Source organism: Nonomuraea sp. NPDC052634 (assembly GCF_040678535.1).
Taxonomy (GTDB): domain Bacteria; phylum Actinomycetota; class Actinomycetes; order Streptosporangiales; family Streptosporangiaceae; genus Nonomuraea; species Nonomuraea fastidiosa.
The window spans coordinates 1,060,520-1,080,922 of the sequence record NZ_JBFATY010000001.1 but is presented as its reverse complement, the minus strand read 5'-3'; the positions used below and the strand labels follow the sequence as shown (position 1 = coordinate 1,080,922).

General features: G+C 73.0%; 19 protein-coding genes. 9 read left to right on the top strand and 10 right to left on the bottom strand.

The genetic code is table 11. The features are described 5' to 3' along the window. The first annotated feature begins 18 nt into the window (after positions 1 to 18). The 8 genes from AB0K67_RS05085 (at position 19) to AB0K67_RS05050 (ending at position 8,103) form a co-directional block, all read left to right on the top strand. Complete coding sequence (locus AB0K67_RS05085) at positions 19 to 1,161, top strand: inositol-3-phosphate synthase (RefSeq protein WP_364053067.1); 1,143 nt, start codon at positions 19 to 21, stop codon at positions 1,159 to 1,161. 190 nt (positions 1,162 to 1,351) lie between these two features. After that, positions 1,352 to 2,266, top strand: coding sequence for an SCO3242 family prenyltransferase (locus AB0K67_RS05080; protein ID WP_364053064.1), 915 nt, complete (start codon positions 1,352 to 1,354; stop codon positions 2,264 to 2,266). Continuing rightward, entirely contained in the window at positions 2,263 to 3,153 is an 891-nt protein-coding gene (locus tag AB0K67_RS05075; RefSeq protein WP_364053061.1) for a sugar phosphate isomerase/epimerase family protein, read from the top strand. The genes AB0K67_RS05080 and AB0K67_RS05075 overlap by 4 nt, the downstream gene beginning before the upstream one ends. Then, positions 3,150 to 3,755 (top strand): EboA domain-containing protein, encoded by a 606-nt coding sequence (locus tag AB0K67_RS05070; RefSeq protein WP_364053058.1) that lies wholly within the window; start codon positions 3,150 to 3,152, stop codon positions 3,753 to 3,755. Before AB0K67_RS05075 ends, AB0K67_RS05070 begins: the two co-directional genes overlap by 4 nt. Further along, the gene (locus tag AB0K67_RS05065) at positions 3,755 to 4,609 is read left to right on the top strand and encodes a TatD family hydrolase (RefSeq protein ID WP_364053055.1); all 855 of its coding nucleotides are present in this window, start codon (positions 3,755 to 3,757) and stop codon (positions 4,607 to 4,609) included. The genes AB0K67_RS05070 and AB0K67_RS05065 overlap by 1 nt, the downstream gene beginning before the upstream one ends. Continuing rightward, positions 4,609 to 5,736, top strand: a complete 1,128-nt coding sequence (gene eboE, locus AB0K67_RS05060; protein ID WP_364053052.1) for a metabolite traffic protein EboE — start codon at positions 4,609 to 4,611, stop codon at positions 5,734 to 5,736. Before AB0K67_RS05065 ends, eboE begins: the two co-directional genes overlap by 1 nt. Continuing rightward, complete coding sequence (locus AB0K67_RS05055) at positions 5,733 to 7,100, top strand: nucleotide pyrophosphatase/phosphodiesterase family protein (RefSeq protein ID WP_364053049.1); 1,368 nt, start codon at positions 5,733 to 5,735, stop codon at positions 7,098 to 7,100. The genes eboE and AB0K67_RS05055 overlap by 4 nt, the downstream gene beginning before the upstream one ends. Before the next feature lie 550 nt (positions 7,101 to 7,650). Next, positions 7,651 to 8,103, top strand: a complete 453-nt coding sequence (locus AB0K67_RS05050; protein ID WP_364053046.1) for a hypothetical protein — start codon at positions 7,651 to 7,653, stop codon at positions 8,101 to 8,103. Positions 8,104 to 8,120: 17 nt separating this feature from the next. Here the strand turns inward: AB0K67_RS05050 and AB0K67_RS05045 are convergent, their stop codons facing one another. The 3 genes from AB0K67_RS05045 to AB0K67_RS05035 are packed head-to-tail and all read right to left on the bottom strand — an operon-like array spanning position 8,121 to position 9,825. Beyond that, entirely contained in the window at positions 8,121 to 8,336 is a 216-nt protein-coding gene (locus AB0K67_RS05045; protein WP_364053043.1) for a hypothetical protein, read from the bottom strand. A gap of 46 nt (positions 8,337 to 8,382) precedes the next feature. Next, the gene (locus AB0K67_RS05040) at positions 8,383 to 8,991 is read right to left on the bottom strand and encodes an acyl-CoA dehydrogenase family protein (protein ID WP_364053040.1); all 609 of its coding nucleotides are present in this window, start codon (positions 8,989 to 8,991) and stop codon (positions 8,383 to 8,385) included. A 51-nt stretch (positions 8,992 to 9,042) separates the two neighbouring features. Beyond that, positions 9,043 to 9,825 (bottom strand): CPBP family intramembrane glutamic endopeptidase, encoded by a 783-nt coding sequence (locus AB0K67_RS05035; RefSeq protein ID WP_364053037.1) that lies wholly within the window; start codon positions 9,823 to 9,825, stop codon positions 9,043 to 9,045. 528 nt (positions 9,826 to 10,353) lie between these two features. Between AB0K67_RS05035 and AB0K67_RS05030 the strand changes: the two genes are divergently transcribed. Beyond that, positions 10,354 to 10,704 carry a DUF6285 domain-containing protein gene (locus AB0K67_RS05030; RefSeq protein WP_364053034.1) on the top strand — a complete coding sequence of 117 codons (351 nt, stop codon included), beginning with the start codon at positions 10,354 to 10,356 and terminating at the stop codon, positions 10,702 to 10,704. A 168-nt stretch (positions 10,705 to 10,872) separates the two neighbouring features. Here the strand turns inward: AB0K67_RS05030 and mctP are convergent, their stop codons facing one another. The 7 genes from mctP to AB0K67_RS04995 form a co-directional block, all read right to left on the bottom strand. After that, positions 10,873 to 12,480 (bottom strand): monocarboxylate uptake permease MctP, encoded by a 1,608-nt coding sequence (gene mctP, locus AB0K67_RS05025; protein WP_364053031.1) that lies wholly within the window; start codon positions 12,478 to 12,480, stop codon positions 10,873 to 10,875. Next, positions 12,477 to 12,686, bottom strand: coding sequence for a DUF3311 domain-containing protein (locus AB0K67_RS05020; RefSeq protein WP_364053028.1), 210 nt, complete (start codon positions 12,684 to 12,686; stop codon positions 12,477 to 12,479). The genes mctP and AB0K67_RS05020 overlap by 4 nt, the downstream gene beginning before the upstream one ends. A 281-nt stretch (positions 12,687 to 12,967) precedes the next feature. Next, positions 12,968 to 13,927 carry a WYL domain-containing protein gene (locus AB0K67_RS05015; protein ID WP_364053025.1) on the bottom strand — a complete coding sequence of 320 codons (960 nt, stop codon included), beginning with the start codon at positions 13,925 to 13,927 and terminating at the stop codon, positions 12,968 to 12,970. Further along, complete coding sequence (locus tag AB0K67_RS05010) at positions 13,909 to 15,534, bottom strand: CocE/NonD family hydrolase (RefSeq protein WP_364053022.1); 1,626 nt, start codon at positions 15,532 to 15,534, stop codon at positions 13,909 to 13,911. Before AB0K67_RS05010 ends, AB0K67_RS05015 begins: the two co-directional genes overlap by 19 nt. Before the next feature lie 198 nt (positions 15,535 to 15,732). Further along, positions 15,733 to 19,230: a S8 family serine peptidase gene (locus AB0K67_RS05005; protein ID WP_364053019.1), complete on the bottom strand. Its 3,498-nt coding sequence runs from the start codon at positions 19,228 to 19,230 to the stop codon at positions 15,733 to 15,735. 145 nt (positions 19,231 to 19,375) lie between these two features. Then, entirely contained in the window at positions 19,376 to 19,975 is a 600-nt protein-coding gene (locus AB0K67_RS05000) for a TetR/AcrR family transcriptional regulator (RefSeq protein ID WP_364053016.1), read from the bottom strand. A gap of 40 nt (positions 19,976 to 20,015) precedes the next feature. Further along, positions 20,016 to 20,348 (bottom strand): hypothetical protein, encoded by a 333-nt coding sequence (locus AB0K67_RS04995; protein ID WP_364053013.1) that lies wholly within the window; start codon positions 20,346 to 20,348, stop codon positions 20,016 to 20,018. Positions 20,349 to 20,403 lie beyond the last annotated feature (55 nt).

Below are 20,403 nucleotides of genomic sequence, written 5' to 3'. Positions count from 1 at the left end.
CCCGCCGGAGGAGAGCGCATGAGAACGGGAGCATGGCTGATCGGAGCCCGTGGTTCGGTCGCCGTCACCAGCATGATCGGTGCCCTGGCCGTCAGGTCGGGCCTGACCGGCCCCACCGGATGCGTCCTCGAGTCGCCCGCGCTGCGCGACCGCGTCCGGCCGGGGATCGGCGACCTGGTGTTCGGCGGACACGACGTCACCTCGGTGCCGCTCGACAAGAAAGCCGCCGAGCTGGCCGCGGCCGGGGTCGTGCCGGCGGCCGTCGCGTCGGCCGTGCAGGCGGAGCTGACGGCCATCGACCAGCGCTTACGCCCGTTACCTTCCGCCGCCCGCCAGGCCGAGACCGCCGCCGCCATCAGCGCCGACCTCGACGCCTTCCGCCGCCGCCACGACCTCGAACGCGTCGTCGTCATCAACGTCTCCACCACCGAGCCCGCCCCGCCGCCGCATCCCGCCCACGCCGAGCTGCCCGCGCTGCGCGCCGCGCTCGACCGTCCCGGCAACGTCCTGCCGCCCAGCGCGCTCGCCGCCTACGCCGCCTTCCACGCCGGCTGCCCGTACGTCGACTTCACCCCCTCCACCGGCGCCCGCCTGCCCGCGCTCGACGCGCTCGCCCGCGAGCGTTCCCTGCCCTACGGCGGGCACGACGGCAAGACCGGCGAGACGCTGGTGAAGTCCGTGCTGGCCCCGATGTTCGCCCAGCGCAACCTGAAGGTCCGCACCTGGTCGGGCGTCAACCTGCTCGGCGGCGGCGACGGCGCCAACCTCGCCCGCCCCGGCGCCAACGCCGCCAAGGCCGCGAGCAAGCAGCGCGTCCTCGCCGAGACCCTCGGCTACGCGCCCCAGGGGGAGACCCGCATCGACTACCTGGAGGACCTGGGCGACTTCAAGACCGCGTGGGACCTCGTCACGTTCGAAGGCTTCCTCGGGACCGCGATGCGGATGGAGTTCACCTGGCACGGCTGCGACTCCGCGCTCGCCGCGCCGCTCATCCTCGACCTGGCCCGCCTCACCGCCGCCGCGCACCGGCTCGGCCGCGTGGGGCCGCTGCCCGAGCTGGCCTTCTTCTTCAAAGACCCCCTGGGCGAGGTCCCGCACGGGCTCGCCGAGCAGTGGCAGGCCCTGTGCGCCTTCATCGACACCCTGGAGCCCGCTCGGTGACCTCCTGTCCGTCCGTCCTCTCGAAACCCGTCCTCCTGCCCGCCCACGCGCCGTCCGTCCCGCCCACGCATCGGGGCGCGGTCACCCGCCCGCGGCTCGTGCGCGGCGGCCCGGGGCACCTCCACCCCGCATGGGGACCTCGGCGGGTGAGCCGGTCGAGAGCAGGGTCGCCGGCGAAAGGAGCGCGGATGTGAGACTTCGGGACCTGATCGACCTCGTGCGGGCCCCGGCCGCGCTGTCGGTGCCCGGCGACGTGATCGCCGGAGCCGCCGCGGGGAAGGCGCTGGGGCCCGGGACGGCCGGGCTGGTCTGCTCGTCGGTCTTCCTGTACTGGGCGGGGATGGCGGCCAACGACTGGGCCGACCGGCACCTCGATGCGGCCGAGCGGCCGGAGCGGCCGATCCCGTCCGGGCGGGTGCGGCCGGGGGAGGCGCTGGCGGTGGCGGCCGGGCTCACGGCCGCGGGCCTCGCCGTCGCGGGGCTCACCGGCGGGCGGCGCGCACTCGCGGTCGCCGCGCCGCTGGCGGGGGCGGTGTGGGCGTACGATCTGGTGGCCAAGAACACCCGGGCCGGACCGCTGGTGATGGCGCTCTGCCGCGGCCTGAACGTGCTGCTGGGCACCACGTCGGCACCCTCGCCCGCCGCCCCGCGCCCCGCACCAGCCGGACCGGGCCGTTCGTCGGGTGCGGCGGTTCCCGCGGCGCTGACCGTGGCGGCGCACACGTACCTGCTGACCGATCTGTCGCGGGGCGAGACGGCCGGGACCACCTCGGCCCGCCCCGCCGCCACGCTGGCCGCCACCCTGGCGCTGGCCACGACCGCCGCCGTTCCCTCCGGACAGGTCCGAACGGCCGGCGGACCGGCGGCGCCCGCGCAGGGGGCGCTGGCGCTCTGGTACGCCGCGCAGTTCGGCCGCCCCCAAGCGCGAGCCGTCTCGGACCCCTCCGCGAGCAGGGTCAGGGACGCCGTGACGGCCGGGATCGTCAGCCTGCCCGCGCTCCAGGGCGCGCTGGCCGCCAGGGCGGGCAGGCCGCTCGCCGGAGTCACGCTCGCCGCGGCGGTGCCGCTCGCCCGCCGCCTGGCCAGGAAGGTGTCGCCCACATGATCAGGTTCGGTTACGGCACCAACGGCTTCGCCAATCACCGCCTGACCGACGCGCTGGACATCATCGCCGGCCTCGGCTACAGCGGCGTCGCGCTCACCCTCGACCACCACCACCTCGACCCGTTCGCCCCCGGCCTCGCCCGCAGGGTGGCCGAGGTCGCAGACCGGCTCCGCACGCTGGGCCTGGCCGTGGTGATCGAGACCGGCGCCCGCTACCTGCTCGACCCGCGCCGCAAGCACGCGCCCACCCTGCTCGACGACGACCGCGCCGAGCGGGTCGGCTTCCTGCGCCGCGCCGTCGCCGTGGGAGCCGACCTGGGGGCGGAGGCGGTGTCGTTCTGGTCGGGGGTGCGCCCGGCCCGCGTACCGCCCGCAGCGGCCTGGGAACGGCTGGTGGCCGGATGCGCGCAGGTGCTGGAGCACGCCGGCGGGATGCCGCTGGGGTTCGAGCCCGAGCCCGGCATGCTGGTCGACACGATCGCGGGCTGGCGCAGGCTGCGGAAGGCCCTGGGCGAGCCGGAGGGGTTCGGCCTGACGCTCGACATCGGGCACTGCCGCTGCAACGAGCCCGACCCGGTGCCCGACTGCGTGACGGCCGTGGCGGGGCACGTGGTGAACGTCCAGATCGACGACATGCGGCGCGGGACGCACGAGCACCTGGAGTTCGGGGAGGGCGAGATCGACTTCCCGCCGGTGCTGCGGGCGCTGTCCGACTCCGGCTACCGGGGCCTGGTCGCCGTCGAGCTGCCCAGGCACTCGCACGCCGCCCCGGACGTGGCGGCCCGCTCACTCGCCTTCCTGCGCCGCGCCGAGGAAGCATCGCGCCGCCTCGTACGTACCGGAGCAGGCGAGGGGCGCGTGCCCACGACGGAGGGAGGCGGCGCGTGACCACCATCGACGCACTGCGCAAGGCGCTGACCGGCACCCCCGGATGGCCCTGGCTGGAGGAGGCGCTGGCGAAGGCCGCGGAACGCCCGGAGTCGGCCGTGCGGCCGTTCTCGTCGGCGGGACGCAAGGCCGGGCGGGCGGAGCTGCCCGACGCCCCCGGCTGGACGGCCGACGAGGCGGCCAGGGCGCTGCTGCTGGCCGCGCTGCCGCCCGACCGGGTGGCCGGGGACGTCACGGCCTTCTACCAGTACGGCGACGCCGACGAGAAGCGCGCCGTGCTGAAGGCGCTGCCGCTGCTGCCCATAGGCGCGCAGGCGGTGCCGCTGCTGCTCGACGCCATCCGGACGAACGACGCCCGCCTGCTGGCCGCCGCGCTCGGCCCCTACGCCCGCCACCTGGACCCGCCGGCCTGGCGGCAGGCGGTGCTGAAGTGCGTGTTCATGGGCGTGCCGCTGGACGCGGTGCACGGCCTCGGCGAACGGGCGGACGCCGAGCTGGCGGAGATGCTGGCCGCGTTCGCCGAGGAGCGCGCCGCGGCCGGACGTCCCATGCCCGCCGACGCCGCCGCCCTCCTGAGCCGCCTCACCAGCGAGGAGACCTGATGCGCATCTTCGACCCCCACATCCACATGACCTCGCGCACCACCGACGACTACGCCAGGATGTCCGCCGCGGGCGTGCGCGCCGTGGTCGAGCCGGCGTTCTGGCTCGGCCAGCCGCGCACCAACCCCGGCTCGTTCACCGACTACTTCGACTCGCTGCTGGGCTGGGAGCCGTACCGGGCGGCGCAGTTCGGGGTCGTGCACCACGCCACGATCGCGCTCAACCCCAAGGAGGCCAACGACCCGCGCTGCCGTCCCGTCCTGGACCTGCTGCCCCGCTACCTCGACAAGGACCGGGTGGTCGCGGTCGGCGAGATCGGCTACGACTCGATGACGCCGGAGGAGGACGACGCGTTCGAACGCCAGCTCGCCCTGGCCGTCGAGCACGCGCTGCCCGCGCTCGTGCACACCCCGCACCGCGACAAGGCCCGCGGCACCAGGCGCACGCTGGAGGTGGTCGCGGCATCCGGCATCGCGCCCGAGCGGGTCGTGATCGACCACCTCAACGAGGTGACGATCGAGCTGGTGCACGGCTCGGGCTGCTGGGCGGCGTTCTCGATCTACCCGGAGACGAAGATGTCGCCGCCGCGCATGGTGGAGATCCTGCGCCGGTACGGCCTGGAGCGCATGCTGGTCAACTCGGCCGCCGACTGGGGCGTCTCCGACCCGCTGCTGACGCTGGAGACGGCCGAGGCGATGCTGAAGGCCGGGTTCGACGAGGACGACGTGGACAAGGTGTTCTGGCGCAACCCCGTCGAGTTCTACGGCCAGTCGGGGCGGCTCGACCTGTCGGCGGTCGCCGGCGCGGACGAGCCGACGTTCGCGGGCAGCTCGATCAAGCGCGGCGGCGAGTGATGCGGCTCCTGCATCCGTCGGGCACGCCGCTGCACCTTGGCTACTGCACCAACGTGCACCCCGCCGAGGACCTCGACGGCATCGTGGCCCAGCTCGACGCGTACGCCGCCCCCGTCCGCGACCGCCTCGGCACCGACGTGCTCGGCCTCGGCCTGTGGCTGGCCGCTCCCGTCGCCGGGACGCTGGCCGCCGACCCGTCCGCGCTCGGGCGGCTGCGCAGGGAGCTGGACGCGCGCGGCCTGGAGGTGGTGACGCTCAACGGCTTCCCGTACGCGGCCTTCCACGACCCGGTCGTCAAGCACGCCGTCTACCGGCCGGACTGGACCGAGCGGGAGCGGCTGACGTACACGCTGGATCTCGCCCGCGTCCTGGCGGGGCTGCTGCCGGACGACGCCGCGCGCGGCTCGATCTCCACGCTGCCGCTCGGCTGGCGCGAGCCCTGGGACGCCGCCATGGCCGATGCCGCCGCCCGCCACCTGGACGAGCTGGCCGCCGGGCTGGCGGAGGTCGAGGCGGCGACCGGGCGGACGATCAGGGTCGCGTTCGAGCCGGAGCCCGGCTGCGTCGTGGAGACCACCGAGCAGGCCGTCGCCCACCTGGCGCACGCCGACACCGAACGGCTCGGCGTCTGCCTCGACCTCGCCCACCTCGCCTGCGCCTGGGAGCAGCCCGCCGCCGCGCTCAAGGCGCTGGCCGCCGCCGGGCTGCCCATCGTGAAGGTGCAGCTCTCCGCCGCCCTGGAGACCGCCGAGCCCGAGGCGCTGCGCGAGTACGCCGAGCCGCGCTTCCTCCACCAGACGCGTACGAGGACCGGTGAGCGCGCCGACGACCTGGACGAGGCGCTCGACCGCCGCCTGCCCGGCACCTGGCGGGTCCACTACCACGTGCCGCTGCACGCCGCCCCCGCCGCGCCGCTGGCCACCACCGCCCCCGTGCTGCGCGACGCGGTCGCCGAGCTGGCCGGCGGGCCCGAGCCGCTGTGCGACCACTACGACGTCGAGACCTACACCTGGAGCGTGCTGCCCGCCGCGCTGCGCCCGCGCACCCCCGCGGAGCTGGCCGCGGGCATCGCGGCCGAGCTGGAGTTCGCACGTACCGAGCTGCGGAAGGCGGGAGTGACGGCATGACCAAGCTGCTGGTCCTCGACGTGGTGGGGCTGACCCCGCGGCTGCTCGCCCACATGCCCCGGCTGCGCGCGATCGGCGAGCGCGGCTTCCAGGCGGGGCTCGGCACCGTGCTGCCCGCCGTCACGTGCAGCGTGCAGTCCACGTTCCTCACCGGCCTGCCTCCGTCGGGACACGGCATCGTCGGCAACGGCTGGTACTTCCGCGACCTCGGCGAGGTGTTCCTCTGGCGGCAGCACAACGCCCTGGTCGAAGGGGAGAAGCTGTGGCAGGCCGCACGGCGCGAACGCCCCGGCTACACGGTGGCCAACGTCTGCTGGTGGTACGCCATGGGCGCCGACGTCGACTGGACCGTCACGCCCAGGCCCATCTACTACGCCGACGGCCGCAAGGAACCCGACTGCTACACCGACCCGCCGGAACTGCACGACGAGCTGACCGCCCGGCTGGGCACGTTCCCGCTGTTCAGCTACTGGGGGCCGGGCGCCGGCATCGCCTCCTCCCGCTGGATCGCCCGCGCCACCCGGCACATCATGACCGCGTACGACCCGGACCTCACCCTCGCCTACCTGCCGCACCTCGACTACGACCTGCAGCGCTACGGCCCCGATGACCCGCGCGCCGCCGCTGCCGCCGCCGAGCTGGACGCCGAGCTCGCGCCGCTGCTGGACGTCGCAGGCGACCGGACCGTGGTGGCGCTGTCGGAGTACGGCATCACCGGCGTCGGCCGCCCCGTGCACGTCAACCGCATGCTGCGCTCCGAAGAGCTGCTGCGCGTCCACACCCAGGACGGCATGGAGTACCTCGACCCGTGGACGTCCAGGGCGTTCGCCGTCGCCGACCACCAGATCGCGCACGTCTACGTCCGCGACCCCGCCGACGTGCCCGCCGTGGCCAAGCTCTGCGCCGCCCTGCCCGGCGTCGGCACCGTGCTCGACGAGGACGGCAAGGCCGCCCACGACCTCGCCCACCCCCGCTCCGGCGAACTGGTGCTGCTCGCCGAGCCGGACGCCTGGTTCACGTACTACTACTGGCTGGACGACGCCCGCGCCCCCGACTTCGCCCGCCTGGTCGAGATCCACCGCAAGCCCGGCTACGACCCGGCCGAGCTGTTCTTCGACCCCGCCGCGCCGGGAGCCGCCAAGCGGCGCGCCGGTCTCGCGCTGCTGCGCAAGAAGCTGGGGCTGCGCTACCTCATGAGCGTGGTCGGGCTGGACGCGGGCGCGCGCGCCGTACGCGGCTCGCACGGGCTGCTGCCGGCCGATCCCGCCGACGCGCCCGTCCTGCTCTGCTCCGACCCCGCGCAGGCCAGGGAGCGGTACGCGGCCACCGAGGTCAAGGACCTGCTGCTCCGCCTCGCCCGGTGAGCGGGTCACCGCCCTGGGAGCCGGCCGGGACTCCGCTCAGGAACCCCATGCGATCCTGACGATCGCCAAAAGCGCGACGCAGACCACCATGGCGACCTGAGCCAGCCGGCCCCAGAGCGGAAACCGCGCCCTCGACGCCCCGGACGGACCGCTGCGCCCGCCAGATGAGGAAGGCGCAGACGATGACGATCGGCGCGAAGATCAAGGTCAGCCAGTCGGCCAGCACCGGCAAGTTCATCGGGGGATCTTTCCTCTGGCCACATTCCTCTGGCCACGCGAACGGCGGTCGGACGGGACGGCCGGAGCCGTGGAGAGCCCCATTGTGCGGCACACGGCCCGGGACCCCTCCCGGCGCCTGTGCGCGCACGCAGGGCACCTGGCGCACCGCCCCCGCATCCGCCGCCGGAGAGCCGCGACCCCGCACGACCCCCGCCGAGGCCGGGCGCGACGGGCGGGCCGTTGATGAGAAGCCGGCTGTTTTCGCAGGCAGGCAGCGCGAAAGGCCCCGCCCCGGCTAAGGTTTCCACGACCGGACGAGGAGGGGTGGCAGGTGAAGCGAGGCGGGCAGCTCCTGGCGGCCGTCGCGGGCCTGGTCGCCGCGATCCCCGTCTACTACCTCACCGACGCCGCCGCGAGGGCGCTGCGCGGCGGCACCGTGGCCTTCGCCCCCGCTCCGTCCGCGCTGGCGTACGTGGCGGGCGTCGCCGTCCTGGTCAGGCTCCTGACGGTGTGGCCGGTCGCCGCCCTGGCCTGCGGCGTGCCGCTGACGGCGGCCGGTGTGCTGTTCGCGCTCGACCTCGGCTCCGCCGTCGATCTGGCGGCCACGCTGCCGTGGGCGCGGGCGGGCGGCCTGCCGTGGACGTCCGGTCCGGTCCCGTGGGCCGAGCCGGGCGAGCCGCCGGGCACCCTCGCCGGGATGACCGGCCTGTACGCGCTCACCGGCGCCTTCCTCGTGCTCTCCGCCCTGCTCCCGGCCCGCAGGAGACCCCTGCTCGGCGGATGAGCGCGTACACGACCTGGTCACCGGTCGCGGAGCAGCCGCAGCAGGTCCCACTCGGTCTCGCAGACCCGCCGCCCGATCGCCGCCGGCTCCACCGAGCGCGCGCCGCCCCGGAGGCGCCGCATCGTCAGCATGACGCAGATGACGCCCCACTTCAGCACCCCGAACGTCTCCCACCAGCGCAGCGGCTCCCGGTCCACCGGCTGCCCGCCCGCCTCCTCGCAGGCGCGGATCAACCCAGCCTCCACCTCAAGCCCCGGCCCCACACCCGCATCACCCGCGTCAGCCCCAGGTGCCGCCCGCCGCGTACACGCCCGGAATGCGCCGCCCCACCGAGTCGATGTGCACCTCGTCGGGACCGTCGTAGATGCGACCGGCCCGCGCGTGCCGGTACATCCGCTCCAGCGGCGTGTCCGGTATGAGCCCCGCCGCGCCGTACACCTGGATGGCCCGGTCGATGACGTTGTGCAGCATCCGCGCGCCCACCACCTTGATCGTGCCGATCTCCACCCGCGCCTGCGAGCCCGCGTCGATCGCCTCGGCGGCGTGCGGCGTGAGCAGCCGCGCCGACTGGATCTCGGCGTAGGAGCCGAACACGTGCTGCCGCATGAGCTGTTCGGCCGCCGGCGGCTCGCCGAACGCGCGGCGCTCGTGCAGCCTGCGGCACATCAGGTCGAAGGCCCGCTGCGCCTGCCCGAGCCAGCGCATGCAGTGGAAGATCCGCCCCGGGCCGAGCCGCTTCTGCGCGATGACGAAGCCCTGCCCGCGCGGCCCGAGCAGGTTCTGAGCGGGCACGCGGACGTTCTCGTAGCGCACCTCGCAATGCGACCCGCCGAGCCCCAGCACGGGCGTCTCGCGCACGATCGTGTAGCCGGGGGTGTCCGTCGGCACCAGGTGGTCATGAACCGACCCGACAACAGAACGTCATTCTGGTCAGCGGTCTCAGGGCAGCCAGCTCACCTTGCCGTGCAGGAAGGCGTACCCGACGAAGGCGACGGCGTCGATCAGCGTGTGCGCGACGATCAGCGGCATCGAGCGGCCCCACCGCTGGTAGAGCCGCCCGAACACCAGTCCCATCACCACGTTCCCGACGAACCCTCCGAACCCCTGATACAGGTGGTACGACCCGCGCAGCAGCGACGACACCACGACCGCCTTCCATGGCCCCCACCCGGCCTGGCCCAGCCGGTGCAGCAGGTAGCCGGCGACGATGACCTCCTCGAGCACCCCGTTCTGCGCCGCCGCCAGCAGCAGCACCGGCACCTGCCACCACACCTCGGGCAGCGCGCCCGGCACCACGGTCAGGTTCACCCCTGCCGCCCACACCGCGAGGTAGAACGCCAGGCCCGAACCGCCGATCGCGGCCGCGAGCGCCGCGCCGCGCAGCAGGTCGCCGCCCGGCCTGCGGAAGTCCGCGCCGATCGTGCGCAGCGACTCGCCCGAGCGCACCATCAGGTATGCCACCAGTCCCACCGGCGCCACCGCCACGGCGATCTGCACCAGCTGCAACGTCAGGTCCAGCCACGGTCGCCCGGGGGCCATCGACCCGACGAGCACGGCCTGCTGCCCCTTCAGCTCGCGCGGCGCGGTGAGCGCCCCGATCAGCCGTACGAACGCCACCAGCGCGCTGGCCCCGAGCGACACCGACAGCACGACGAAGACCTCGGCCCGGATCAGCCGGGGAGTGAGCAGGTGGGGCGGGGCGAGGGGGGACTGTGTCTGCATGGCCGCAGACTAACCCCGACATGATCGGATCCCGATAAAGCCCACATTCCCGATGCGCCCCACGACCACCGACCCCGCCCACCCTCCGCGCACGCCTGCAGCGCCGCCCGCCGCCGATTCCGCACGCCTCCAGCCATCCAGCGCCGAGCCTGCGCGCTTGCGTCGCTGCTCACCCCGCCCCCGCGCGCTTGCGTCGCGGCCCATCGCCGACCCCGTGCGCTGCGGCGCCGCCCCTCCCGCGTGCCTGCGGCGCCGCCCTCGCCCAACCCGGCACGGCCCCCTCGCCGGCCGCCACCTGAACTCTTCGGACGGCGCCCCCACCTCCCAGACCGGCGCTGGGCTCTCCGCGCGGTCCCACCAGCGGTCCCGCTCTCAAGACCGCTGCGTGGCCGGTGTCCGGCCTCTTTCAGCGGCACCTGTGGTGAGCGTCCACTGCCCTGCGGCGGAGCTTGCGTCCGTCCGAGCCGGGGAGGGGCGGGCTGCGGCGGGATGTTGGGATCGGGGCGTGGGCGTGTCAGGCAGGACGGTGTGACAGGCACCGAACCGCACGACGTTCCCAGCGCGGCGCAGCTCGTGGCCGCCGTCCGCGAACTCCTTCAGAGCGACGTGCTCCCGGCCGTCGAGGGCCCGGTCCGTTTCCACACGCGGGTGGCCGTGAACGTGCTGGCCATGGTCGAGCGGGAGGTCGAGCTGGGTCCTGCCCAGGCCCGTGAGCACGCGGCCAGGCTGGCCGGCCTGGGCGTCGCGGACGAGGCCGAGCTGGCCGCCGCCATCCGCGCGGGCCGTCTGCCGGACGACGAGCGCCTGCTCACCGCCCTGGAGGCCGCCGTACGCGCCAAGCTGGAGGTCGCCGATCCCGCCTACCTCACGGCGGACTGACCGGAGACGAGCGGATCGCCCACCCGCCGGCCAGGCGGGGAGAACGGCGAGCGGCCCGCCTCCGTCAGATCGGGAAGCGGGTCAAGGGCGCGCCGAGAACGGCGAGCGGCCCGCTCCCAGGTCGGGGAGCGGGCCGCGAAGAGACGCCGGACGGGTCGTCCGCCGAGGTCAGTGAGACCCGGTCAGGTCGAGGTCCTTGACCTTGGGGTCGCCCTCGTCGGCGAAGTAGTCGTCCTGCTTGGTGGCGTCGTCGCCGTCGGCGACCTTGGCGGCCTTCAGGATCGCCGTGGCCACCACCGCCACCACCAGGTTGACGATCAGCGCCAGGAACCCGGCGTAGATCGTCATCGAGGTGTCGAAGCCGAAGTTCGACAGCGGGAACGCCGAGCCGCCGAAGTGCGCCTTGCCGTTGGCGGGGTTGGGGATGAGGTACAGCATCCACATGCCCGCGGCCAGGCCGGCCGCCCAGCCCGCGATGAGCCCGCCCTTGTGGAACCAGCGGGTGTAGAGGCCGAGCGCCACCGACGGCAGCGTCTGCAGGATAATGACGCCGCCGATGAGCTGCAGGTCGATCGAGAACTGCGGGTCGAGCAGCAGGATGCACAGCACCGCGCCGATCTTGACCAGCAGCGAGACGATCTTGGAGACGTTCGCCTCCTGCGCGTCGGTGGCGTTCTTGTTGATGTACTCGCGGTAGATGTTGCGGGTGAACAGGTTCGCCGCCGCGATCGACATGATGGCGGCCGGCACGAGCGCGCCGATGCCGACGGCGGCGTAGGCGACGCCCGCGAACCAGTCGGGGAACATCTGGTCGAACAGCTGCGGCACAATCGTGTTGGCGTCGGCCTTGCCGTCGGTGGTGACCGGCTTGGTGCCGGCCGCGATGGCCATGAAGCCGAGCAGCGCGATCAGGCCCAGCACGAAGCTGTAGGCGGGCAGCGCCGACATGTTCCGCTTGATGACGTTGCGGTTCTTGGAGGCGAGCACGCCGGTGAGGCTGTGCGGGTAGAGGAACAGCGCCAGCGCCGAGCCGAAGGCCAGCGTCACGTACTGGAGCTGGTTGTTGGCGTTCAGGACGAAGCCGTCGCCAGGAGCCGGGGTGGCGTCGAACTTGGCCTTGGCCGCGTCGAAGATCGAGTCCCAGCCGCCGAGCTTCGCGGGGATGTAGATGACCGCGGCCAGGATCACGATGTAGATGAGCGAGTCCTTGACGAACGCGATCAGCGCGGGCGCCCGCAGGCCGGACTGGTAGGTGTAGGCGGCCAGGATGGCGAAGGCGATGATGATCGGCAGGTGCCCGGTGATGCCCATCGTCTTCAGCACGGCCTCGATGCCGACGAGCTGCAGCGCGATGTACGGCATCGTGGCGATCAGGCCGGTGATGGCGACGGCCAGCGCGAGCGTGGGCGAGCCGAAGCGGGCGCGCACGAAGTCGGCAGGGGTGACGAACCCGTGCACGTGCGAGACCGACCACATGCGGGCCAGCACCAGGAACACCAGCGGGTAGACGACCACCGTGTACGGCAGCGCGTAGAAGCCGAGCGCGCCGGAGCTGAAGACCAGCGCGGGCACCGCGACGAAGGTGTAGGCGGTGTAGAGGTCGCCACCGACGAGGAACCAGGTGATCCAGGAGCCGAAGCTGCGCCCGCCGAGGCCCCACTCGTTGAGGCTGGCGAGGTCGTTCGGGCGGCGCCAGCGGGCGGCCACGAAGCCCATGCCGCTGACGATGAGGAACAGCAGAACGAAGATGACCAGCTCGGTCGTGTGAGCGCTCACTTGGTCATCCTGTAAACGAGAGTGGTGGTGGCCACGCCGACGATGATGAAGGCGAGCTGCAGCCAGTAGAACAACGGAAAGCCGAACAGCCGCGGCTCGTCGTAGTTGTACAGGAATGTCAGCAACGGCAGCACGATGGGCACGATCAGCAGCCAGTTCCATGGACTGCGATCGCTACGTGGCTGCCCGGGTTCCCCGGTAGTCATCTGGCCCTCCGATGAGTTGATCAAGCGCGCTGGCGGTGACCAGGCTCGTGACATTGAAGTCAACGGAGGGAGGTTAGCTTTTCGAGGGGATTAAACCCAATGAACGCTATGTTACGGTTTGGCCTAAATGCCGAGTTGATATCTCGATATCTGAGACGGACATTCGGTCAGGCCGCTCAGAACCCTAACTCTGGCGAGGCGGAGAGCGCCGCACATTGTCGCCGAGCGGTCGGTTGGCCGCGACGAACGGTCATCCCATTAACCCAGGAAGTGCGGTCAGGTCAGGGTGAAGAGTCAGGACCGTCGTAGAGGCGGGTCATCCGGGCGGCGGCGTCGGCCACCATCGCCCGCAGCCGCGGCGGGGCGAGCACCTCTGCCTCCGGCCCGAACCGCAGCACCTGCGAGAAGGCCACCGGCAGCGACTCCACCGCCAGCCGCACCGTCCCGTCCTCCTGCAGCGAGGCCATCGCGTCCGGCACCGCCGCCGGGTCGGCCACGTGCCGCAGCATGCGCACACCCCGCTCGGTCAGCCGCAGCGTGATCTCCTCCCGCAGCAGCGACCTGGCGAACGCCGCCGCCTGCTCCGCCCAGAAGGCCGCCAGGTCGAAGTCCTGGTCCCGGTCGAACGTCTCCTCCAGCACCGAGATCTCGCCGAACCGGTGCACCCGGAAGATCAGGAACCTGCCCCGGTGCCGCGCCGCGAGGTACCAGACCCCCGCCTTGAGCACCAGCCCGTACGGCTCCAGCACCCGCAGCACGTCCTTGTAGACCGCCGAGACCCGCCGGTCCCGCCACACCGCCCTGGCCAGCGGCGCCAGCGCGGCGGGCGGCGGGTCGTCGCCCGCGAACCAGCCGGGTGCGTCCAGGTGGAAGCGCTGGGCGGCGGTCGCCGGCGCGTCGCGCAGCGCGGGGGCGAGGGCGGCGGCGGCCTTCAGCCGGGCCGCCGCCGCCACGTCCTGCAGGCCCATCTCGCGCAGCGCGGCCGGCACGCCCGACAGGAACAGCGCCTCGGCCTCGGCCCTGTCCAGCCCGGTCAGCCGGGTGCGGTACCCGTCGAGCAGCCGGTAGCCGCCGCCGCGGCCCCGGTCGGCGTAGACGGGCACGCCCGCCTCCGACAGCGCCAGCATGTCGCGGTGCACCGTACGCTCGGAGACCTCCAGCTCGTCGGCCAGCTCGGCCGCCGTCATCCCGCCCCTGGCCTGCAGCAGCAGGACCAGCGACATCAACCGCGAGGCGCGCACAGCGGCAGCACCACGGCCGAGGGCCGCTCGGGCGAATGGAACACTTCGACGTCCACGGGCACCATCCTGCCTTCTCCGCCGGGGGAACCGAGCGGTTCGCCGGTGCCCGGGTTGCGGGCGATCGTCGGATACGCCCCGGCCGCCACGTGCACCCTGATCCGGTGCTCGCGCCGGAACCGGTGCCCGATCGGCCACAGCTCCACCTCGACCCGCCGTACGCCGTCGCCGTCGAAGTCCCCGTCGAAGTTCCCGTCGAAGTCCCCGTCTCGGGGCCCGAGCCGCCTGACGCCCTCGCACACGTTGTACGAGCGCCCGTCGGGATGCACGTCGCACACCCGCACCACCACGTCCACGTGCGGCGTGCTGGAGCGCACGTAAAGCTCGGCGCGCACCGGCCCGATCGCCTCCAGCGGCCGGTCGAGCGCGGGGGAGCTGTAGACCAGCACGTCGCGCCGCTGCTCCAGCCGCCGCTGGTCGCGCGGCCTGGAGTCGCCGAGCAGCACGGGACCGCCGATGCGCGGCGTCGGGTACGCCGGGTGGTAGCGGAAGCGGTCGGGCCCGCCCTCCAGCGGCCCGTCGGGCCCGAGGCCGAAGCCGTGCTGGAGATGCCAGCGCGCCTCCCGCATGCCGGGCACCGGCCAGCCGGGGTAGTCGCGCCACTCGCCCGCCCCCGTCACGTGGATGCGCACCGGGTCGGGCCGCAGCAGCGAGGAGTCGCCGAGCAGGTGGGCGCGGAACCAGGCCGACGCCTCCTCCATGGTGGCGCGGCCGTGCCGGGCGTCGATGTGGTACCAGGGCCCGATCGTCAGGTACGGCCGCCGCCCCGCCGCCCGCAGCGCCGCGTAGTCCTTGAGCTGCCACGGCAGGAACACGTCGTACCAGCCGCCGAGCATCGTCACCGCCGCGTCCACCTCGCCCACCTTGGCGGAGAAGTCCCGCTTGTGCCAGTACGGGACCGCGGGGTTCTCGTGGTGGGCGAGCAGGTCCCGGTAGAAGCGCAGCGGACGGCCCGCCGAGACCAGGTCGAGCTCCGCCACCGGCCGCCCCGACAGCACCGCCCTGCGGGTCAGGCGGGGCGCGGTCAGTATCGACGCGCCGCCGAACCTGCGCGACATGCCGTCGGTGAGCGTGGTCCAGCTCAGCGCCGACTCCAGAGCGAACGCGCCGCCGACGTACGCGGCGTCCCTGAACTGGGAGGCGGTGATCTGGGTGGCCATCGCCTTCAGCTCGGGCCCGGCGAAGGGCGCGACGGCCCACTGCGCGTAGCCGAGGTAGGAGGGGCCGAACATGGCGAACGAGCCGCCGTAGAACGGCTGCTCGCGCAGCCAGGCGACGGTGGCCAGGCCGTCCTCGTGCTCGTCGCCGAGCGGGTCGAGCAGGCCGCCCGAGCCGAAGCCGCCGCGGCAGCTCTGGATGACGACGTGCAGGCCCTGCCGGGCGAAGCCGCGCCCGAAGTACCAGCCGAGCAGGCCGCGCCGCCCGTACGGCGAGCGCATGAGCACCACGGGGCCCGGCCGTCCGTGCGGAGGGGCGTAGTGGTCGGCGAGCAGCGTCACGCCGTCGGGCATCGGCACGTGAAGGTCGCGCCGGATCCGCACGCGTCTCATGTACCAAGCAGTAACATACGCCGCCCCGGGCGGGTAGCCCGGGGCGGCGTCAACGAAAGCGCCGGACGGCGGCCGGCGCCCGGCGTCATCAGGAGCGCCCGCGGCCGGTCAACCGGCGTCACCAGGAGCATCGGGTCGCGGCCGCCCCGCCCCGCCGCGCGCGGCGGGGCGGGGCGGGGCGGAGCCGCCGGGGTGCCGTTAGGGCGTCGCCCGGTCAGGACGCTCCGAGATGCGCAGCGCGTTGACGATCGGCGAGCCCTGCCGCGTCGCGAACCGCACGTTGAGCTGACCGTCGGTCACCTTCACCGTGTACTGCCTGCTCACCGCCGTGTACGTGCCCGCCTCCAGCGCGAGGTCCAGCGCCGGGATCGCGAGCTCGCCCTCGACCAGCACGTCGAAGACCCGCTTGCCCATCTGGGTGCGCGACAGGTCGGCGAAGTCCAGCTCGACGGTGTACGTCCCGTTCGGCACGTTGTCGAAGCGGTACTCCAGCATGCCCTCCCTGGCCGTCTGGAACAGCGTCTGGTCGGCGGTGCCGGAGACGCTCTTCGACGTCTTCACCGTCTTGCTCTTGGTGGCCACGTAGCCGTGGCCGCCCTGGGTGTACTTGCGGTCGGGCGTCCAGGCGTCGCCGGCGGAGTCCACGGCCTTCTTGGTCGCGCCGACGTCCACGGCGACCTGGAGCTTGGGCACCACGACGGTCACCTTGACCTCGATGGTCGGCTGCCGCCCGCTGGCCGACTTCACCAGCAGCGTGCCCGTGCGGAACGTGCCCGCCGCCACCCCGGCGCTGGACACCTCCACGGTCAGCGTGGCCTTCTGTCCCTTGGCGAGCTCCCCGGAGGCCGGGGTCACCGTGAGCCAGGAGTCGCCGGTCACCGTGTACGGCGTCGCCGTCCCGAGGTTGGTCAGTTCGAGCGTGCGCTTGCGGGTGGAGTCCGCGGGCTGCACCACGGTCAGCTCCGCCGCCGACGCGCTCACCCGGCCGGTGACCAGCTCCGTGTCCACCCGCGTCACCGCTGCCGGGGCCACCGTGACCTGCTGGGTGAACGAGCCGTAGTGCTCCTTGGTCACCTCGACGTCGTAGTCGCCGGCCAGCACCTGGCCGTAGAAGGCGCCGTCGTCGCCGGTGGTGAACGTCGCCACGTCGCCCACCGTGACCGTCGCCCCGGCGATGGGCTCGCCGTCGTTGGCGTCGGTCACCGTGCCGACCACCAGGCCGTGCCTGCTCGCGGTGAACGCCAGGCTCTGGCCGGTCGCGAGCACCGGCTCGTTGTAGGAGTAGAGCAGCGCGTCGTCGCCCGCCGCGTTCTCGACGCCCACGGTGGCGCTGGAGCCCTGCTCGCGCTCGCTCTCGATGTCCTTGTACCGGAACCCGATCGAGCCGTCCTCACCGAGCAGCGCCGAGAACGAGATCCGCTGCGAGGGCTCGTTGTAGAAGGTGACGTTGCGCCACTCGACCACGAACACCCGGTTCGGCGCGGTGCCCGTCACCGCCGTGTAGACGCCGGCCTGGTCGTCCACGATGAAATCGTCCCAGTACGGGTAGATCGCGTTGTTCGGCGTGGCCGACGACGGGATCCGGACGTTGCCCGCGGTGGTGACGCGGGAGTCGCCGAAGGTGAGGAAGCCGTTGGTGGCGATCCACGCCCGGCTCTGGCCCGTGCCGTAGAACGGCACCGGGAACGGCAGCGTGACCTGCACCGCCTCGTCGTCGCCCGTCAGCGCGAGCTTCTCGGTGCCCGCCACGTACGGCTGGGCGCCGGAGGCGCAGGTGTAGCCGAAGTTGTCGCCGCGCAGCGGCAGCTCGATGTCCTTGACCAGGTCGCCCTCCAGGGTGATCGACTCGGTCGTGGAGCTGGAGCAGCGCGAGGCCGGGGTGACGGTCAGCTCGTACGTGCCGTGCGGCAGCGTCAGGCTGTAGCGGCCCGCCTCGTTGGTCACCGCGCTCACCGGCGTGCCCGTGGCGGCGACGGTCGCGCCCGGCTCGGGCGTGCCGGCCGTGCTGACGGTGCCCGACACGACGGCGGCCGGCTGGGCCTCCAGCGTCAGGTCTGCGGTGCTCGCCTGCTCGGCGGTGATCGTCACCTCGGTGGTGGCCTCGGCGTAGCCGAACTTGGCCGCGGTCACCTCGTAGTCGCCGGGCAGCAGGCGCGGCAGCGCGTACGTGCCGTCCTCGCCCGTCGTGACCGAGCGGGTCAGCGGGCCGGTGACGGTGATCGTGGCGCCGGGCACCGGCTCGCCGCCGGAGGTGACCGTGCCGGACAGGTCGCCGAGGCCCTCCTTGGGCGCGGCCTGCACGGCGGCGTAGGCGTCCAGCCTGCCCTCGCCCCACACGTTGTTGTCGGCCGCGGTGCCGCCGCAGCTGGTGTCGTCGACGTCGATGGCGGTGCCGTCGAGAAGTGCCCTGGTGGAGTCGATGGCGCCGGTCAGGCCCGGCGCGGCCGACCAGATCAGCGCCACCGTGGCGGCCACGTGCGGTGAGGCCATCGAGGTGCCGGTGTAGGAGTCGTAGCCGTTGCCGGGCACCGAGGAGCGCACGTTCACGCCCGGGGCGGCGATGTTCGGCTTGATCTCGCCGTTCTCGCCCTCGCCCTTGCTGGAGCGGGCGTAGAGGTCGTTGTTCACGTCGAAGGCGCCGGCGCTGTAGGCGGTGATGTACTGGCCGGGGGAGCCGCTGGTGCGGCAGGCCGGGCCCTCGTTGCCGTTGGCGAAGGCGGGGAAGATCCCGGCGGCGAGCCAGGTGTCGACGACCTCCTTGTACCAGGGGTCGAAGCCGTCGCCGCCCCAGGAGTTGTTGACGATGTCCGGCGCGAGGTCGGGGCGCGGGTTCTCACCGTTCAGGTCGGTGGGCCGGGCGATCCACTGGCCGGCCGCGAGCAGCGAGGCGTCGGTGCAGGTGTTGTACTCGCAGCCCTTGGCCGCGATCCACTTCGCGCCCGGGGCCACGCCGATGCCGTTCGCGCCGACCATCGTGCCCATCACGTGGGTGCCGTGGCCGTTGTTGTCGCACGGCGCGGACGACGGGCAGACGCGGGCCGGGTCGAACCAGTTGTAGTCGTGGGTGTAGGTGCCGTCGGGGTTCCTGCCCCGGTAGGCGGCGGCCAGGTCGGGGTGGTCGAACTGCACGCCGGTGTCGATGTTAGCGACCACGATGCCCTCACCGCGGTCGCCCAGCTCCTCCCAGACGCGCGGGGCGTTGATCCGGTCGATGTTCCACTCGACCGCGTTCACCCTGGCCTGTGCCTGCCCATGGTCCGGCTTGGGCACGGAGACGGTGCGGATCGGCTCGATGCTTCGGACCTCGGGCAGCTCGGCGATCTCGGAGGCGAGCTTCTCGCCGGCGGTCACCTTGACCGCGTTGACGATCCAGTACGGGGTGTAGTCGGCCTTTCGGGCGTCGAGTAATTTGCGTAAGCCCTCCTGGGAGGACTTCGCCCGCTCGCTCTTGGCTTTGTAGACGGCCTCGACCTTCGCCTCCTTGGTCACGGCACGGCGGGCGCCGCTGAGATCGGCGGAGCCCTTCATCCTGACCCAGAAAGTGGCCTTGCCGTCCTGTTCCAGCCGCGCCTGCACGGCGGCGTCGATCTTGTCGGATTCCGGCGCCGCCTGAGCCGCGGTCTGCGGGACCAGCAGACCGGTGGCGGCCACGACGATCCCCGCGAGGATCGCTCGCCAGCGGGAGATGTGGGGCACGTGCTCTCCTTCTCGACGGGTGAAGAGGTGATCTTCACGCCTCTGTCGAGAAGAGTGAAGTGATCAAGTGAAGAAAGCAATAGTTGTCAGAAAAAGTTACTTTGCGATCATAAATGTAATCTGGTCAGGTCGCCTGCCGGTACGGTCAGTGAGCGCGGTGACCGAATTGGTCAATGATCGCCATGAAATAGGCGGCGATGCGTTTCGGCTCCTCGTCGTCGGGGTGCGTGCCCACGTGCAGCATGACCGCCGCGGTGAGCACCTCCTGCACGACGTCCACGTCCAGCGCCGCCGGCAGCCGGCCGGACTCGCGGGCGCGCACCAGCACGTCGCGCACCGCCGCCGCGCGCCGCCCGCCGTTGACCTTGCGCCACGTCTCCAGCAGCTCCGGGTGGTCGTCGCGGCTGCCGTACAGGCGGCGCAGCAGCCGCCGGTTGCGGGGCACCGCGAGATAGCGGCCCCAGTCGGCGAACAGGTGCTCGAGGTCGCGCCAGCCCGTCAGCGCCGGGTCGTGGTCGTGGTCGGCCCACTCCAGTGTGCGCACCAGCAGCGCCGTCTTGTCGGCGAACCTGCGGTAGACGGTCGCCCTGGTCACCCCGGCCCGCCGCGCCACCTGCTCGATGCTGGTCTGCTGGGCGCCCTGCTCGATCAGCAGGTCGAGCGCGGCCGACAGGATGGCCAGGTCGGCCTCCTGGCTGCGCGGCCGGCCCGCCGTCCGCGCCCGCGGCCGCTGATCGTCGCTCATGCCTCTCCGGTAGCCGTCCGTCGTCGCGTCCCGCGCGAGTCTAGTGATCCCCAGGTGACGGGCTGTTGGTCCACGCCCGCCGCGCCGAGCGGCATGAACCCGACGCGCCCAGCTCGGGGCCGATCGGCCGGGCCATCTCGGCGACGAAGCCCGCCCGGTCCTGCTCGGGCACGCCGAGCGGCGCGCAGATGACCGCGGCGGGTATCGGCGCGGTGCACGCCTCCACCACGTCGATCGGCGGCCCGTGCCGCTCCATCGCGTCCAGGCGGGCCCGCGTGACCTCCTCGATCCGCTCGGTCAGCCGCCGCATCCTGCGCACGGTGAACTCGCCGGTCAGCAGGCGGCGGTAGCGGGTGTGCCGGGGCGGGGCCATGGCGACGAACAGCCCCGGCGGTGCAGGCCGCCCTGCGGCGCGTCCGACGGCGTGG

Coding starts and splice junctions, on each gene's coding strand:
- AB0K67_RS05000 (WP_364053016.1), bottom strand. CDS start 19,975: ATGAGCGACGATCAGCGGCCGCGGGCGCGGACGGCGGGCCGGCCGCGC.
- AB0K67_RS05035 (WP_364053037.1), bottom strand. CDS start 9,825: ATGCAGACACAGTCCCCCCTCGCCCCGCCCCACCTGCTCACTCCCCGG.
- eboE (WP_364053052.1), top strand. CDS start 4,609: ATGCGGCTCCTGCATCCGTCGGGCACGCCGCTGCACCTTGGCTACTGC.
- AB0K67_RS05010 (WP_364053022.1), bottom strand. CDS start 15,534: ATGAGACGCGTGCGGATCCGGCGCGACCTTCACGTGCCGATGCCCGAC.
- AB0K67_RS05055 (WP_364053049.1), top strand. CDS start 5,733: ATGACCAAGCTGCTGGTCCTCGACGTGGTGGGGCTGACCCCGCGGCTG.
- AB0K67_RS05075 (WP_364053061.1), top strand. CDS start 2,263: ATGATCAGGTTCGGTTACGGCACCAACGGCTTCGCCAATCACCGCCTG.
- AB0K67_RS04995 (WP_364053013.1), bottom strand. CDS start 20,348: ATGGCCCCGCCCCGGCACACCCGCTACCGCCGCCTGCTGACCGGCGAG.
- AB0K67_RS05085 (WP_364053067.1), top strand. CDS start 19: ATGAGAACGGGAGCATGGCTGATCGGAGCCCGTGGTTCGGTCGCCGTC.
- AB0K67_RS05065 (WP_364053055.1), top strand. CDS start 3,755: ATGCGCATCTTCGACCCCCACATCCACATGACCTCGCGCACCACCGAC.
- AB0K67_RS05020 (WP_364053028.1), bottom strand. CDS start 12,686: ATGACTACCGGGGAACCCGGGCAGCCACGTAGCGATCGCAGTCCATGG.